This is a genomic window from Pigmentiphaga sp. CHJ604, from assembly GCF_036972535.1.
In the GTDB taxonomy this organism is placed as follows: Bacteria; Pseudomonadota; Gammaproteobacteria; order Burkholderiales; family Burkholderiaceae_B; genus Pigmentiphaga; species Pigmentiphaga daeguensis.
The window spans coordinates 4,741,140-4,756,392 of record NZ_CP136998.1; the positions used below are offsets into that span (position 1 = coordinate 4,741,140).

Genomic DNA, 15,253 nt, shown 5'->3' on the forward strand with positions numbered 1-15,253 from the left:
CCTCCCCCATGGTTTTTGCGTCGCTGGAATTTCTCACGCTGTTCCTGCCGGCCTTCCTGCTCGTCTACGCGGCCACGCCGGCGCCGTATCGCAATGCCGTGCTGATGCTCTCGAGCTGGATCTTCTACGGCTGGTGGAGTCCGCTGCTGCTGTCGCTGTTCATCGCCCTGATCCTGGTGGGCTGGATAGGCGGCATGGCCATAGACGGCACCCGCACCGAGCGCCAGCGCATGCTGATGCTGACGGCCTTCATCGCCATCAACCTGTCCGTGCTGTGCTGGTACAAGTACGCCAACATCCTGGTCGAGACCTTCAACCAGGTGCTGGCATGGCGCGGCGCGCTGCCCGTGGCCTGGGAGAAGATCGCGCTGCCCATCGGCCTGTCCTTCATCGTGCTGCAATCGATCTCCTACCTGATCGACGTGCAGCGCCGCGTCGTGCCGGCCGACCGCAGCTTCGTGAACTTCGGCGCCTACCAGGCCATGTTCGTGCACCTGATCGCCGGCCCCATCATCCGCTATGACTGGGTGGCGCGCGAACTGCGCGAGCGCACCGTCGACTGGCCCCAGTTCACGCAGGGCGCACGCCGCTTCATGATCGGCTTCGGCATGAAGGTGCTGATCGCCGACACGCTGTCGCCCCTGGTGCAGACCGCCTTCTCGCTGTCCGCCCCCACTTTCCTGGACGCGTGGCTGGGCTGCTTCGCCTACAGCCTGCAACTGTTCTTCGACTTCGCCGGCTACAGCGCCATGGCCATCGGCCTGGGCTTGATGCTGGGCTTTCACTTCCCCGAGAACTTCAACCATCCCTACCTGGCCACCAGCATCCAGGACTTCTGGCGCCGCTGGCATTTGTCGCTGTCGAGCTGGCTGCGCGATTATCTCTACATCCCGCTGGGCGGCAACCGCAAGGGCGAGGTGCGCACCTACGTCAACCTGCTGCTGACCATGGCCATCGCCGGCCTCTGGCACGGCGGGGACAACTGGAACTACCTGCTGTGGGGCATCGCCCACGGCGTGGCCCTGGCCGGCACGCGGCTGTGGGGCCATGCGTCGCTGCCCGAGCCGCCCGCCGCGCTGTCGCGCGTGCTGACCCTGCTGTTCGTCATGCTGGCCTGGACGCTGTTCCGCGCGCACTCCTTCGGCTCCGCCCTGGACATGTACGCCGGCCAGTTCGGCCTGAACGGCTACGCGCTGGGCGATGCCTTGCGCGTCCAGCTTCGTCCCGCCCACCTGATGGCCATGGTCCTGGGCGTGCTGTGCATCGTCTACCCGGCGGTGGACGCCTGGCTGGCGCGCGGCGGACGGCCGGCGCTGCTGCGCGCCTGGGACGGCGCCTGGCCGGTGGCCGGCTTCCTGCTGGGCTTCTCGCTGATCGCCAGCCGCGGCGCGGTCCCCTTCCTGTACTTCCAGTTCTGATGGACAAGACCTCTTCCCGCCCCGGCCCCCGCTACGCGCTCGCGGGCTGCGTCATGGCCATCGTTCTGGCGGCGGGCCTGCTGTCCAACGGCTACGGACTGCTGGTCGAACAGCTGCCGCTGACCCGCCACGCGCCCGACTGGCCCGGCTTCCTGGACGGACGGGTCACCGCCGAGATCGCCGACACGCTGGCCAAAACGCCGCTGCCCGCCGGCTCGGCCAGCCTGGAACGCGGCGCGAGCTGGCTGGCCGTGGGCGACCTGGGCCCGCGCGTGCGCCAGGGTTGCCCGGACTGGCTGTTCCTGGCCGACGAGCTGGAGCCGCATGCGGGCGGCGACGATGCCCTGCGGACGCGCGCCCGGGAAGTCGCGGACCTGCGGACCCGGCTGGCCGCCCGCGGCATCGAACTGCTCGTGGCCACGGTGCCCGACAAGAGCCGCATCGCGGCAGGCGAACGCTGCGGCGTCTATCGCCCGGCCGCGCTGGCAGGGCGCCTGCGCGAGTGGAACGGCATCCTGCAAGCCAGCGGCGTGCGGACGGTGGACCTGGAGCCCGTCCTGCGCGGCCTGCCCGTGCCGGGGTTCCTGCGCACCGACACCCACTGGAACGAAGCCGGTGCCGAAGCGGCGGCCGGCGCCATCGCCGCGGCCGCCCGCGCGTTGCCCTCGGCGGCCGAGGCACTGAAGCCGCATCAGGCCTTCGCCATCACGCGGGGCCAGCCGCAGCCGCTGGCGGGCGACCTGATCAGGCTGGCCGGCATAGACTGGCTGCCGGCCCCGCTGCTGGCAGCCCTGGACCAGGAACCGCGCACGACCTTCGCGCCGGTGGCGGACACCGCCGCGCCGGCCACCGAGGACGACCTGTTCGGCGACGCGGACCTGCCGCGGGTGGCCCTGATCGGCACGTCCTACTCGCGCAACTCGAACTTCGTCCCGTTCCTGGAAGCCGCGCTACAGACCCGCGTGGTCAATGTCGCCCGCGACGGCGGCGAATTCGCCGGCGCCGCGCAGGCCTATTTCAAGAGCGAGGAATTCCGCGACACGCCGCCCCGCCTGATCGTCTGGGAAATCCCGGAGCGTTCGCTGCAGCGCCCCCTGGACGGCGAGACCGACATCTGGGAGGCCGCCGCGGCGCGCTGACGCCGCGAGCGGCGGGCGCGGCTACTCCACCTTCGCGCCCGAGGCCTTGACCACGGTCGCCCAGGTCTCCACCTCGTCCTTGATGAAGGCGCCGAACTGCTCCGGCGTGGTCTTGGCCGTGACGGCGCCCAGGTCCTTGAAACGCTGCTGCACGTCCGGCTTGGCCAGCGCCTTCTGCACGGAGGCGTTGATCCTGGCGATGACGTCCGGCGGCGTGCCCTTGGGCGCGATCAGTCCGAACCAGGACGACACGTCGAACTTGTCGTAGCCCGATTCCATCATGGTCGGCAGCTCGGGCGCGGTGGCCGAGCGTTCGGCGGTGGTGACCGCCAGCGCGCGCAGCTTGCCGGCCTGCACGTGCGGCCAGGCCGAGGGCATGTTGTCGAACATCAGTTGCACCTGGTTGCCGATCAGGTCGGTCAGGGCGGGGGCGCTGCCCTTGTACGGGATGTGGGGGATGTCCACGCCGGCCCGCAGCTTGAACAGCTCGCCCGCCATGTGGATGGAGGTACCGCTGCCCGACGAGGCATACGAGAGCTTGTCCGGATGCGCCTTGACGTAGGCCACCAGTTCCTTGACGTTCTTGACCGGCAGCGACGGATTGACGACCAGGATGTTGGGCACCTTGATGACCAGCGCGATGGGCGAGAAATCCTTGACGATGTCGAAGCTCAGGTTCTTGTACAGGGTCTGGTTGATGGTGCTGGTGACGGCCACCATGTACAGCGTGTAGCCGTCGGGCTTGGCGCGGGCGACCAGCTCGGCGCCGATGTTGCTGCCGGCCCCGGGCTTGTTCTCGACCACGAAACTCTGGCCCAGGTCGTCGCCCAGCTCCTTGGCGATGATGCGTGCGGCCACGTCGGTGGTGCCGCCGGCCGAGAAGCCGACCACCACGCGTACCGGCTTATCCGGGTACGAGGCCGCGGCGGCGGGACCGGCAAGCGCCAGGGACGCCAGCGCGGCCAGGCAGGCCGCACGGGCCGATGACGGGAAATGCCTCATGGGTGCGTCTCCTTCTTGGTATTGGTAGGGAATTTTCCAGCGGGTTCTATGTCAACATCGGCGTCCGGCTCCGACCATTGTTGCAAACCCGAAGCATGCGCCGCGGACGCGTTTCGCTGTATCCTGCGGCCGACCCTTCCCTACCCCGCTCCGATGACCGATCAACAGCATTCTCCCTACAAGAGCACCGGCGGCCTCCAGCGGGTCTTCCGCGCCTGGCGCTATTCGCTGCAGGGCCTGGGCGCCGCGCTCAAATACGAAGCCGCGTTCCGCCAGGAAGTCGCGCTGGTGGTCATCCTGGTGCCTGCGGCGGTCTGGCTGGGCCGCGACACCACCGAAGTCCTGCTGCTGCTGTTCAGCATGCTGCTGGTGCTGGTGGTGGAATTGCTCAATTCCGCGGTGGAAGCGCTGGCCGACGCCCTGTCGGTGGAAACCCACCCGCTGCTGGGCCGCGCCAAGGACCTGGGCAGCGCCGCGGTGATGCTGTCCCTGCTGTTCTCGGCGGGGCTCTGGATACACGTGCTGGCGGGCCGGCTGCTGGCCTGACCCGCTCCCACGGCGGGCGGCGGGCCGTTTCGCGCCGCTGGCCGGATGATCCTACAATGTCGGATCGACTCCGTTCCCCTCGCACCATGTCTTTCACCCGCAAACTGACGCAGGCCTGGGCCGCGTCCGACTCCCTGCTGACCGTCGGCCTGGACCCGGATCCCGCCCGCTTTCCCGCCGAACTGCGCGGACGGGCCGACCGCATCTTCGATTTCTGCCGCGCCATCGCCGACATCACCGCGCCCTACGCGTGCGCGTTCAAGCCCCAGATCGCCTATTTCGCCGCCCGCCGCGCCGAGGACCAGCTCGAGGCGCTGTGCCGGCACATCAAGGAACACCACCCGGACATCCCGCTGGTGCTGGACGCCAAGCGCGGCGACATCGGCTCCACGGCCGAGCAGTATGCCGCCGAGGCCTTCGAGCGCTACGGCGCCGACGCCGTCACGGTCAGCCCCTACATGGGCTCGGATTCGATCGAACCCTATTTCGCCTGGCCGGATCGCGGCGTGATCGTGCTGTGCCGCACCTCCAACCCCGGCGGTTCGGACCTGCAATTCCTGGAAGCCGGCGGCGAGCCGCTCTACCTGCGCGTGGCCGACCTGGTGGCGAAGAAATGGAACCGCCACGGCCAGCTCGGCCTGGTGGTGGGCGCCACCTTCCCCGCCGAGCTGGCGGCGGTGCGCGCCCGCATCGGCGCCGACATGCCGCTGCTGGTGCCCGGCGTGGGCGCCCAGGGTGGCGACGTGCAGGCCACGGTGCAAGCGGGATGCAATGCCGCGGGCACCGGCATGATGATCAATTCGTCGCGCGCCATCCTGTACGCCAGCGGCGGCGACGACTGGCGCGAGGCCGCGGCGCGCGTGGCGCGCGAGACCCGCGACGCCATCAACGGCTTTCGCCCCGGCCGCAGCTAGGTCCCCGTTGCGGGACGAAAGCCCCTGTCACTTCTCGATCTTGATGTCGGCGGTGCGGACCACCTTGGCCCAGCGGTCCGCCTCGGCCTGGATCAGCTTGCCGAAGGCTTCGGGCGTGGGGCTGGCCACGACCTCCGCCCCCTCGTCCGAGATCGACTTGCGCACGTCGGCGTCATTGAGCAGCGCGACGATTTCCTTGTGCAGCCGTGCCACGATGGGCGCCGGCGTGCCGCCGCGCGCCACGATGCCGAACCAGGTGCCGGTCTCGAATTCCATCCCGGCTTCGCGGAAAGTGGGCACCTCCGGCAGGCTGGGGGAACGCTTGTCCGAAGCCACGGCCAGCGCCCGCAGCTTGCCGTTGCGGATGTGGTTCATCACCGGCACCAGGCTGGGGAACAGCAGCCGGGTCTCGCCCGACAAGGTCGCCAGCACGGCCGGGCCGCCACCCTTGTAGGGCACGTGGTAGAGCTTGGTGCCGCTGCTCTGCTGGAACAGTTCGGCCACCAGATGCGGCGCCGTGCCCACGCCATAGGAAGCGTAGTTGACCTGCCCCGGCCGCTCGCGGGCATAGCGGATCAGTTCCTGCAGCGAGGCCACCGGCAGGCCGGGATTCACCACCAGCACGGCGGGCGCGTTGGCCAGTTGCGAGACAGGCGCGAAGTCCTTCTTCAGGTCATACGAAATCGTGTTGTACAGGCTGCCGTTCGAGCTGATCGCGGTCGTGGCCATGAGCAGCGTGTAGCCGTCCGGGGCCGAGCGGGCCACGGCCTCGGCGCCGATGATGCCGCTGGCGCCCGGGCGGTTGTCCACGATGACGGGCTGGCCCAGCCGCTCGCCCAGTTTCTTGCCCACGACACGCGCGATCATGTCGGTGCCGCCGCCGGGCGCGAAAGGCACGATCAGGCGGATGGGCTGGGTAGGATAATCCGGGGCCGCCCAGGCGCCGGCGCTGAAGAGCGCGGCGGCGGCGCAGGCGAGCGCCGGCCGCCCACGCTTGAGGGAATGTCTTTGCACGTTGGTGTCTCCTGGTGGCCCCCCGGCCGTGGCCGGGGCGGCGGGGTCGCCGGCGCGATACCGCCGGCGCGCGGCTCAACTGGCCGACGGCAGGTCGCGGATGGCAACGCCGCGATCGATCGCATCGCAGCGCGCGTCCTCGGCGGCGGCGCGCTTGCGCGAAAGCTCCAGCACTTCGCGGGCGCGATCGCGGGGAATGAAGCAGACGCCGGTGTCGTCGGCCACCACGAGGTCGCCGGGATTGACGCGTATGCCCTCGATCTGGACCGGGCCGTTGATCTCGATCGTCTCGATGCGCCACTTGCCCGTGATGGGCGAGACTTCGGTGGCCCACACCGGGAAACCGACGCGGCGCGAATGCGCCACGTCGCGCACCCCGCCCGACACGATGGCGCCGATCTCGCCCTGGCGCTTGGCCACCTGGGCCGAGATGCCGCCCATGTTCGACAGCCCGGGCACGCCCTCGATCACCAGTACGTCGCCTTGCTCCGCGATGTTGTGGGCCTCGATCTCGGCCATGCCGTTGCGGTGGGCGCGCGCGTTGTCGACCGGATGGCCGGTCATGACCGTGTTGCGCAGGGTCATGGCCGGGCCGACGATGGTGGCGCCGGGAATGGTGGGCCGAAGCAGCGAGCCGGGCAGCGTTCCGGCGATGCCCAGGTGGTCCATGACGTCCGACACGATGCCGGTGGCGTCGCCCAGCGCCTTGAAGCCCTCGATCAGGTCCTTGGGCGGGCGCTCGATGTCGAGGCTCCTTACCCGTTCCGGGGCGATCTTGCCCAGCAGCGTCTTGGTCATGCGTGGTCTCCGTGAGGAATGAGGCGCGCCGCCGCCTGCGGCCTATCCGCGGCGGCGGTCTTCATGTGTGAAAAATTCTCATCGCTTTCCCAATATGCATCAATCGATTTATAGTCAATATGATTGACTTTTACTCATAGAGATGGCCACTCGCCTGCCCCCGCTCAATCCGCTGCGCACCTTCGAGGTGGCGGCGCGCCACCTGAGCTTCACGCGTGCCGCGCGCGAACTGCACGTGACGCCCGGCGCCGTCAGCCGGCAGGTCATGGTCCTGGAGGAATTCCTGGGAGCCCGGCTGTTCGAGCGGGTCAACCGCGAAGTGCGGCTGACGGCGGTGGGCCGGCGCTACCTGGACGACCTGAACGATGTGTTCGACAATATCGGCGAGGCTACCCAGCGCGCCATGCAGGGCGTGCGCGACAAGCCGCTGCACATCTGGTGTCCGATGACCTTCGCGATGCGCTGGCTGGTGCCGCGGCTGCCCGCATTCCACGCCGCCAATCCTGGCCGCGACGCCATCTTCACCACTTCGCTCAAGCCGGTGGACTTCACCGAGCACGACGCCGACGTCGCCATCCGCATGGGCCGCGGCGACTGGCCCGGCGTGATCTCGCGCTTCCTGGTCGGCATCGAACTGCTGCCGGTGTGCAGCCCCCGGCTGCTGGATGGGCGCGCCCCGCTCGCCCATCCGCGCGACCTCGCCCGGCACACGCTGCTGCAATCGGTGGCCCGGCCCGAGTACTGGCCGACCTGGCTGGAGGCCGCCGGCGCGGGGGACATCGACCCGGATCGCGGGATGACTTTCGAAAGCGTCAGCCTGGCCTACCAGGCGGCGCTGGAGGGACTGGGCGTGGCCATGGGGCAGCATGCGCTCGTGGCCGAGGACCTGGCGGCGGGCAGGCTGGTCGCGCCCTTCGGCCTGCGCGTCCCCATCGATAACGCCTTCTACCTGATCTATCCCGAGCGGCTGCAGTACGACACGCATCTGTGCACGTTCCGCGACTGGATCCTGGCCGAGGCCCGCGCGGACGAAGCCCGGCGCGCACCGCCCCGGGCTTGAGGCAAGCGTGCCGGCTCAGGCGGTCCGCACGGACGGGAACCGTATCCGGACGCCCAGGCCGCGCCCGCGCAGGCCGGTCCCGACCTGGATGGATGCCGCGTGCGACTCGGCGATCTGCGCGACCAGCGACAGGCCGATGCCGCTGCCGCGTTCGGTGGTGCCCGCCACGCGGTAGAAGCGGTCGAAGATGCGCCGGTACTCGGACTCGGGCACGCCGGGGCCATCGTCGGCCACGGTCAGCAGCACGCCGCCGGCTTCGCGCCGGCAGGCCACGGCGATGTGCGCGTCGCGGCCGCCGTAACGCACCGCATTGTCGACCAGGTTGCGCACCAGGATGCCCAGCGGATCGACCCGGCCGCGCACCAGGCAGTCCTCGGTGTCCAGGCTGATGCGCTGGCCCCGCTCGGCGGCGCCCGTCTCGAAGTCCCGCGCGATCACGGACACCACGGTGTGCAGTTCCACGTCGTCTTCGCCGAAACCGTTGGCATCCAGCCGGGCCATGTCCAGCAACTGCTCGGACAGCCGCGCGCTGCGCTGCGTGGTCGCCAGCAGCTTGCCCAGTTCGGCACGCAGCTGCACGGGATCCTGGCACCGCAGGGCGTTCTCGGTCTGCACCGTCAGGACCGCGAGCGGCGTGCGCAGCTCGTGCGCGGCGTCGACCAGGAAACGCCGTTCGTTCTGCATGGTCTCGTCCAGCCGTCCGAGCAGGCCGTTGAACGACTCCACCAGCGGACGCAGTTCCACCGGCAGTTCCCTGGCCGGCAACGGCTGCAGGTCGGTGGGGCGCCGCTGCAGGATGCGGCGCGACAACCGCGTGACGGGAAGGACCGACCACTGGACCAGGCAGCCGACGACGCTGGCCAGCATGCAGGCCAGTATGCCGACGAACATCAACCCGCGGGTCAGGCGCTCGTGCAGCTCCTTGCGCAGCAGCGACTGCGGCTTGCCCACCTGCACCTGTATCCGCTTGCTGGCGTCCGAGACGGCATACACGCGCCAGGGTTCGCCCCCCACCAGGGTGGTGGCGTAGCCGTCACGCATGTCCGGCACGATGGGCCGGCCGGGCGCGGCCGGGGAATGCAGCACGCTGCCGCCGGTCGCCAGGTTCCAGACCTGGAAGGTCATCTTGAGCTGGGAAGTGTCCAGCCGCTGCTCGCCCGGCAGCGAAAAACCGCGCTCGGCGACGTTGTTCTCGAGCCCGACCGGCAGCGACAACAGGGTCAGGTTCGCCACCTCGCGCAGCGCGGCGTCCCATTCCCCGCTCGATTCGCGCGTGACCTCGGCCCGGTACCACAGGAACGACCCCGCCCAGGTCAGCAGCATGGTCGCGACGATGCCCGTCAACAGGCGCGCGCGCAGCGATCTCATCGCGCCTCCCGCAACCGGTAGCCGTAGCCGTGCACGGTCTCGATCAGGTCCTCGCCCAGCTTGCGGCGCAATTGATGGACGTAGACCGCCACGGTATTGCTTTCGATCACGCCGTCGCTGCCGTAGACCGCCTCCTCCAGCGCCGTGCGGGACAAGGCCTTGCCCGCCTTTTCCATCAGCGCCAGCAGCGTCCGGTATTCGTGCGCGCTGAGCGCGACCGGCTGTCCCCGGCAGGCGACCGAGCGCGAGGCCGGATCGAGCTCGACGTCGCCGCTGCGCAGCACCGGGGCCACGCGTCCCAGGCTGCGGCGCAGCACGGCGCGCAGCCTGGCCCGCAGTTCGTCGACCTGGAAGGGCTTGACCAGGTAATCGTCGGCCCCCGCGTCCAGGCCGCCTATGCGGTCGCTCAGGCGGTCGCGCGCGGTCATGATGATGACCGGTGTCGTGTCGTAGCGCGCACGCATGGCGGCCAGCACGCCCAGCCCGGAGCCGCCGGGCAGTCCAAGGTCGAGCAGGACCGCCGCGTAGTCGTGGTCGATCAGCGTCAGCCGCGCCGCGGCGGCATCGCGAGCCCATTCGACCGCGGTGTCGTGCTGGCCCAGCGCGGTGACGAGCGCATCGGCAAGCATGGCGTCGTCTTCTACGAGCAGGATGCGCAAGATCGGTTTCCCGTTGGTTCGGATAAGTGGCGCGCGCAGCCGTGTCGGCCGGCGCAGGCCAGTATCGTCGCCCGATTTTAAAAAGTTCTTAAACCGCCCCGCCCAGAATTCGCGGTGGCGGCTGGTTCGCGCTCATGCCCGGGCCGGGCTGGCCGCCGCCTTCATGTCCACATTCGGAACCGCCCGCGGCGGCGGGTTCCAGGAGCCAGCCATATGATCCAGGATCCGCGCAGCCTCTGCCTCTGCTTCCTGCTGGGCGCCATGCAGCCCGCCGTCGGGCAGGACCTCGTGGGCGGCGGCATTGCCGTCATCCCGGCCTATCCCGGCGCCGACAGCTATCGCGTACTGCCGGCGCCCATCCTCAATTTCCAGCGCGGCCCCTTCTTCATCTCGAACAGCCAGGGGCTGCCCGGGCTGGGCCTGAAGACCGAGGTCGCCCCCGGCCTGAGCGTGGGAGTACGCGCCGGCTTCGGCCTGGGCCGCAAGGAAAGCCGGTCCGACAGGCTGTCCGGCCTGGGCGACATCGATGCCCATGCCCAGTACGGCGTGTTCGCCGACTGGGCGCCCGGCAGATGGCGGGCGTCGCTGTCCTACACCCAGGCGGCCAAGAGCGGCTATGGCGGCACCCTGGCCGCGCGCGGTTCCTACGCCATCTGGCAGGGCGGCAAGCACGATGTGCAGGTCGGCGCCGGCCTGGAATGGGGTAACCGCGATCACATGCAGACCTGGTTCGGCGTGACGCCCGAGCAATCCTCGCACAGCGGCGCGGGACTTGCGGCCTACCGGCCGTCCTCGGGCCTGCGCTCGGGCTCGGCCTTCGCGCTCTGGACCTACCGGCTGGACCAGCGCTGGCGCGTCGTCACGCTGCTGGGCGTGCAGACCTTGATGGGCGACGCGGCCGACAGCCCCATCGTCGAGCGCAAAACCGCCGCCTTCGGCAGCGTGGGCCTGGCCTACTCGTTCTGAAGCGGCCCCGCCGCGAGCGCCCGCGCTTCCAGCACGCCGCGCAGCGCGATCTTCACCGCCTGCATGCGCACGGCGGTGCGGTCTCCCGCCAGCAGATGCGTGGCCGTGCGTACCCGCATGCCTTCGGGCGTGGTCCATGCCCAGCCGAAGCACACCATGCCCACGGGCTTGCCCGGCGTCGCGCCGCCGGGGCCGGCGATGCCGGTCGTCGACACCGCCATTTGCGTCCGCGCCGCCTTCAGCGCCCCGGCCGCCATCTCGCCCGCGGTCTGTTCGCTGACCGCGCCATGCGCGGCCAGCGTGTCTTCCCGCACCCCCAGCTCGGCCACCTTGGCCGCGTTGGTATAGGTGACGAACCCCCGGTCGAACCAGGCACTGGAACCGGCCACGGCCGTGACCAGCCCCGCCACCAGCCCGCCGGTGCAGGATTCGGCGGCCGCCAGCATCCAGCCGGCCGGCTGCAGGGCGCCCCCCAAGGCGGCGGACAGATCTAGCGATTCCTGGTCGAACATGTCGATCTCCCCGGTCAGGCCTGAGCGACGATACGCCAGTACAGCGCGCAGACCAAGAGCGCGTAGAACGCGGCGATCATGTCGTCCCACATCACGCCCAGGCCGTTCTTGAGCCGGCGGTCGAAATGGCCGATGGGGGGCGGCTTGAGGATGTCGAACAGGCGGAACAGCAGGAAGCCGAAGGCCTGCGACACCACGGAATCCGGGATCAGCCACAGCACGGTCCAGAAGGCCACCATCTCGTCCCATACCATGCCGCCATGATCGGGCACGCCCAGGTCGCGTCCCGTGCGGTCGCAGGCCCAGATGCCCACGACGAATGCCGCCGCCAGGAAGATCGCCTGGTGCAACGGCGCCCCCAGCACCATGGTCAAGGGCTGCCACAGCGCCCAGGCCAGCAGCGTCCCCCAGGTTCCCGGCGCCGGGCGGATCAGTCCGCTGCCCAGGCCGAAGGCAATGGTGCGCGACAGGCGCGCGCGCATCCAGCCGAAGCTGGGACTCGCCGGCACCGGGCCGGCGGAGGAAATGTCGGTCATGATGTCTCAGGCAAGGAGCCCGCCGCCGGATCGACCGGCATCGGGAAGTGATCGAAGCCCGCTCGGGGCAGGTCCGGCACCGGCATGCCGCCGGCGTCCACCACCCGCAGGCCGGGGCCGGCGTCCACCGCGCCGATGCGCGTGGCCGCCACGCCCGCGCGCGCGGCCGCCTCGGCCACCCCGGCGCGGGCCTCCGCAGGCGCGGTGAAGCACAATTCGTAGGCATCGCCGCCGCCCAGCGCGCAGCGCCGCCGCCAGGGCGCCGGCAGGGCCGCCACGGCCGGCGACACCGGCACGTCATCGGCGCACAACCGTGCGCCGCATCCGCTGGCGGCCAGGACATGGCCGAGATCCTGCAGCAGGCCGTCCGAGATGTCGATCGCCGCGCTGGCCAGGCCGCGCAGCGCCAGCCCCAGCGCCACCCGCGGCTCGGGCCATTCGAGCGCGCCGCGGGTCGCCGCCAGCACCGCCGCCCGGTCCGCCACCGGTACGTCCCGCTCGCCCAGCAGCAGGCGCAGCGCGAGATCGGCGTCGCCCAGCGTACCCGACACCCAGATGTCGTCGCCAGGGCGGGCGCCCGAGCGGCGCAGCGCCGCCTGGGCGGGCACGCTGCCGAAGATCGTGATGGACAGGGTCGTGCCCGCGTCGCTGCGCGTGGTGTCGCCCCCGACCAGGGGACAGCCGTAGGCGTCGGCCAGCGCGAACAGGCCGGCGGCGAAGGCCGAGAGCCAGGCATCGTCCACGCGCGGCAGCGCCAGCCCCAGCACGAAGGCCGTCGGTTTCGCGCCCATGGCGGCAAGATCGGACAGGTTCACGGCCAGCGACTTGTGGCCCAGCGCGCGTGGATCGACGTCGGGAAAGAAGTGGCGCCCTTCCACCAGCAGGTCGGTGCTGACCGCCGTGGCGTCGGCCGAGGGCGCGAGCAGCGCGCAGTCGTCGCCCACCCCCAGCATGCCCGCCGGCGCCGTCCGGGTGAAATGCCGGCGGATGAGTTCGAACTCACCGCTCATGCCAGCTCCCCCGGCCCGGGCCAGGCACCGTCAACCCCGACGGCCGGCCTGGACCTCGGCGGCGCGGACTTCGGCCGCGAGCTTGTCCAGCACGCCGTTGACGAACTTGAAGCCGTCGGTGCCACCGAAGGACTTGGCGAGTTCGACGGCCTCGTTGATGACGACCTTGTACGGAATCTCGACGTGGTTCTGCAGCTCGTAGGTGCCGATCAGCAGGATGCCGTGCTCGACCGGCGACAGCTCCTCGACCTGGCGGTCGAGGAAGGGCGCGAAGCGTTCGCGCAACGCGGCCGCGTCGCGGGCGGCGCCGTACAGCAGCGCCTTGTAATGGCCCAGGTCGGCTTCGGCGAAACCCTCGCCGTCCTGCATGTGGGCGTCGATCTCGCCCATCTCGCCGGCGTCGCCCCCCTTGAGCAGCCACTCGTACACCCCTTGCAGGGCGAACTCGCGCGCGCGGCGGCGCGCGCTGCGCGCGTTCTGGCGGCTGGCCTCAGTCATCCTGTTCTTCCTCGTCGTCGAAATCTTCGTCGTCCTCGTCCTCGTCGTCCTCCTCGGGCTCGAGGGTGGCCAGCAGGTTCGCCATCTCGACGGCGGTCTGCGCGCAGTCGCGGCCCTTGGTCGCGGCGCGCTCCACCGCCTGCTCCTCGGTTTCCGTGGTGAGCACGCCGTTGGCGACGGGGATGCCGGTCTCGAGCGCGACGCGGCTGATGGCCGCCGCGCTCTCATTGCTGACCACTTCGAAGTGGTAGGTCTCGCCGCGGATCACCGCGCCCAGGGCGATCAGTCCGTCGAACTCACCGGTGTGGGCGAGCTGGGCCAGCGTCACGCCCAGTTCCAGGGCGCCGGGCACCGACACGACCATGATGTCGCGCTCGTCCACGCCCAGCTTGCCGAGTTCTTCCAGGCAGGCCTGCAGCTGCAGTTCGCCGATGTTTTCATTGAAGCGGGAGCGCACGATGCAGATATGCAGCCCTTCGCCATTCAGATCGGGAGTCATGGTATAGGGGTTCATGATGGGGCGCCGTCCTTGGTGGGGGGTTGGTCATGGCCGGCCTCGTAGCCGGTCACGGTAAGGGAGAAGCCGGTCATGCTGGGCATGCGGACCGGCCGTGCCAGCAGCTTCATGCTGCCGACGTTCAGGTCTTTCAGGATCTGCGCGCCCACGCCATAGGTGCGCAAGTCCATGCGCACCGGCGCGTCGCCGCAGGCCGCGCCAGTGCGGTCCTGGTCGATCAATTGCTGGAACTCGGCCGCCAGGTCGCTGGCCGTGCCGTCGCAGTTGAGCAGGATGACCACACCGGATTCGGCCTGGGAAATGGCTTCCAGGGCGCTGGGCACGCTCCAGCTGTGCGTGCTGCGGGCCACTTCCAGCACGTCGAGCAGCGACGTGGGCTCGTGCACGCGCACCAGGGTCTCGCGCTCGGGATGGATCTCGCCATGGACCAGCGCGAGGTGGGGCGCGCCGCTGGGCGTATCGCGGTACATCACCGCGCGAAAGACGCCGTGCGCCGTGCGGATCGGCCGCTCGGCCACGCGCTGCACCAGCGACTCGTGTTCGCTGCGGTACTGGATCAGGTCGGCGATGGTGCCGATCTTGACGCCGTGCTGGCGCGAGAACTCGATCAGGTCGGGCAGCCTGGCCATGGAGCCGTCGTCCTTGAGCACTTCGCAGATGACCGAGGCGGGCGTGAGCCCCGCCATGGCGGTCAGGTCGCAACCGGCTTCGGTGTGGCCGGCCCGCGCCAGCACGCCGCCGCGGGCCGCCTTCAGCGGAAAGATGTGGCCGGGCTGCACCAGGTCGGACGGCTTGGCGTCGCGCGCCACGGCGGCCTGCACCGTGCGGGCCCGGTCGGCCGCCGAGATGCCGGTGGTCACGCCCTGGGCGGCTTCGATGGAAACGGTGAAATTGGTACCGTGCTTGGTGCCGTTGGCCGACACCATGAGCGGCAGGTTCAACTGGCGGCAGCGCTCTTCGGTCAGCGTCAGGCAGATCAGGCCCCGTCCGTAGCGGGCCATGAAATTGATGGCCTCGGGCGTGACGAACTCGGCTGCCATGACGAGGTCGCCTTCGTTCTCGCGGTCCTCCTCGTCGACCAGGATGACCATGCGGCCGGCGCGCAGCTCGGCCACGATTTCCGGCACCGACGAGATCGCCGAGGAGCCGCCGGGGGTGGGAACGGGAGAAATGAATGCAGACATGAAGATCGTCCGGCGCGGGGTTGCGGGGTTGTACCGGCGGCGGCGCGGGCGGTCGGCCGATACGGGGAAACCGGGTATTTTACCCGGATGCCGGGACAGCAAGGGGGCGGCG

Annotated in this window: 17 protein-coding genes; 6 read left to right on the forward strand and 11 right to left on the reverse strand. The window is 70.1% G+C overall.

The window, feature by feature from the left end; all coding sequences use genetic code 11:
* The first annotated feature begins 8 nt into the window (after window positions 1-8).
* Window positions 9-1,418: an MBOAT family protein gene (locus R4823_RS22755; protein WP_087839810.1), complete on the forward strand. Its 1,410-nt coding sequence runs from the start codon at window positions 9-11 to the stop codon at window positions 1,416-1,418.
* Window positions 1,418-2,557 (forward strand): cell division protein FtsQ, encoded by a 1,140-nt coding sequence (locus tag R4823_RS22760; protein ID WP_087839811.1) that lies wholly within the window; start codon window positions 1,418-1,420, stop codon window positions 2,555-2,557. The genes R4823_RS22755 and R4823_RS22760 overlap by 1 nt, the downstream gene beginning before the upstream one ends.
* A gap of 21 nt (window positions 2,558-2,578) precedes the next feature.
* Here R4823_RS22760 and R4823_RS22765 read toward each other — a convergent pair whose 3' ends face one another.
* Complete coding sequence (locus R4823_RS22765; RefSeq protein ID WP_087839812.1) at window positions 2,579-3,559, reverse strand: tripartite tricarboxylate transporter substrate binding protein; 981 nt, start codon at window positions 3,557-3,559, stop codon at window positions 2,579-2,581.
* Window positions 3,560-3,712: 153 nt separating this feature from the next.
* On the opposite strand from R4823_RS22765, the gene R4823_RS22770 reads away from it, so the two are divergent.
* Together R4823_RS22770 and pyrF are read left to right on the forward strand one after the other, a co-directional pair.
* Window positions 3,713-4,105: a diacylglycerol kinase gene (locus R4823_RS22770; protein WP_087839813.1), complete on the forward strand. Its 393-nt coding sequence runs from the start codon at window positions 3,713-3,715 to the stop codon at window positions 4,103-4,105.
* An 86-nt stretch (window positions 4,106-4,191) separates the two neighbouring features.
* On the forward strand, window positions 4,192-5,019 hold the full coding sequence (gene pyrF / locus R4823_RS22775; protein WP_087839814.1) for an orotidine-5'-phosphate decarboxylase: 828 nt from the start codon (window positions 4,192-4,194) through the stop codon (window positions 5,017-5,019).
* 27 nt (window positions 5,020-5,046) lie between these two features.
* Here the strand turns inward: pyrF and R4823_RS22780 are convergent, their stop codons facing one another.
* Both R4823_RS22780 and R4823_RS22785 read right to left on the reverse strand, forming a co-directional pair.
* Window positions 5,047-6,033, reverse strand: a complete 987-nt coding sequence (locus tag R4823_RS22780; RefSeq protein WP_087839815.1) for a tripartite tricarboxylate transporter substrate binding protein — start codon at window positions 6,031-6,033, stop codon at window positions 5,047-5,049.
* Window positions 6,034-6,108: 75 nt separating this feature from the next.
* Window positions 6,109-6,831 (reverse strand): dimethylmenaquinone methyltransferase, encoded by a 723-nt coding sequence (locus R4823_RS22785; RefSeq protein ID WP_087839816.1) that lies wholly within the window; start codon window positions 6,829-6,831, stop codon window positions 6,109-6,111.
* A gap of 142 nt (window positions 6,832-6,973) precedes the next feature.
* Here R4823_RS22785 and gcvA point away from each other — a divergent pair, with 142 nt between their 5' ends.
* Window positions 6,974-7,891, forward strand: coding sequence for a transcriptional regulator GcvA (gene gcvA / locus R4823_RS22790; RefSeq protein ID WP_087839817.1), 918 nt, complete (start codon window positions 6,974-6,976; stop codon window positions 7,889-7,891).
* Window positions 7,892-7,906: 15 nt separating this feature from the next.
* Here gcvA and R4823_RS22795 read toward each other — a convergent pair whose 3' ends face one another.
* Together R4823_RS22795 and R4823_RS22800 are read right to left on the reverse strand one after the other, a co-directional pair.
* Window positions 7,907-9,259, reverse strand: a complete 1,353-nt coding sequence (locus R4823_RS22795; RefSeq protein WP_087839818.1) for an ATP-binding protein — start codon at window positions 9,257-9,259, stop codon at window positions 7,907-7,909.
* On the reverse strand, window positions 9,256-9,918 hold the full coding sequence (locus R4823_RS22800) for a response regulator transcription factor (RefSeq protein WP_087839819.1): 663 nt from the start codon (window positions 9,916-9,918) through the stop codon (window positions 9,256-9,258). Before R4823_RS22800 ends, R4823_RS22795 begins: the two co-directional genes overlap by 4 nt.
* Before the next feature lie 213 nt (window positions 9,919-10,131).
* Between R4823_RS22800 and R4823_RS22805 the strand changes: the two genes are divergently transcribed.
* Window positions 10,132-10,884: a MipA/OmpV family protein gene (locus R4823_RS22805; protein ID WP_243724686.1), complete on the forward strand. Its 753-nt coding sequence runs from the start codon at window positions 10,132-10,134 to the stop codon at window positions 10,882-10,884.
* Here the strand turns inward: R4823_RS22805 and R4823_RS22810 are convergent.
* Genes R4823_RS22810 through ribBA form a run of 6 tightly spaced genes read right to left on the reverse strand, consistent with a single transcriptional unit; the run spans window position 10,872 to window position 15,141 of the window.
* Complete coding sequence (locus R4823_RS22810; protein ID WP_087839820.1) at window positions 10,872-11,396, reverse strand: nicotinamide-nucleotide amidohydrolase family protein; 525 nt, start codon at window positions 11,394-11,396, stop codon at window positions 10,872-10,874. The genes R4823_RS22805 and R4823_RS22810 overlap by 13 nt on opposite strands.
* Window positions 11,397-11,410: 14 nt before the next feature.
* The gene (locus R4823_RS22815; protein WP_243724689.1) at window positions 11,411-11,878 is read right to left on the reverse strand and encodes a phosphatidylglycerophosphatase A; all 468 of its coding nucleotides are present in this window, start codon (window positions 11,876-11,878) and stop codon (window positions 11,411-11,413) included.
* Between the two features lie 50 nt (window positions 11,879-11,928).
* A complete protein-coding gene (gene thiL / locus R4823_RS22820) occupies window positions 11,929-12,942 on the reverse strand; it encodes a thiamine-phosphate kinase (RefSeq protein ID WP_338616155.1) in 1,014 nt (337 codons plus the stop codon).
* A 30-nt stretch (window positions 12,943-12,972) separates the two neighbouring features.
* On the reverse strand, window positions 12,973-13,440 hold the full coding sequence (nusB, locus tag R4823_RS22825) for a transcription antitermination factor NusB (RefSeq protein WP_087841604.1): 468 nt from the start codon (window positions 13,438-13,440) through the stop codon (window positions 12,973-12,975).
* Window positions 13,433-13,954, reverse strand: coding sequence for a 6,7-dimethyl-8-ribityllumazine synthase (gene ribH / locus R4823_RS22830; protein WP_087841605.1), 522 nt, complete (start codon window positions 13,952-13,954; stop codon window positions 13,433-13,435). The genes nusB and ribH overlap by 8 nt, the downstream gene beginning before the upstream one ends.
* On the reverse strand, window positions 13,951-15,141 hold the full coding sequence (gene ribBA, locus R4823_RS22835) for a bifunctional 3,4-dihydroxy-2-butanone-4-phosphate synthase/GTP cyclohydrolase II (RefSeq protein WP_087841606.1): 1,191 nt from the start codon (window positions 15,139-15,141) through the stop codon (window positions 13,951-13,953). The genes ribH and ribBA overlap by 4 nt, the downstream gene beginning before the upstream one ends.
* Window positions 15,142-15,253: the final 112 nt, after the last annotated feature.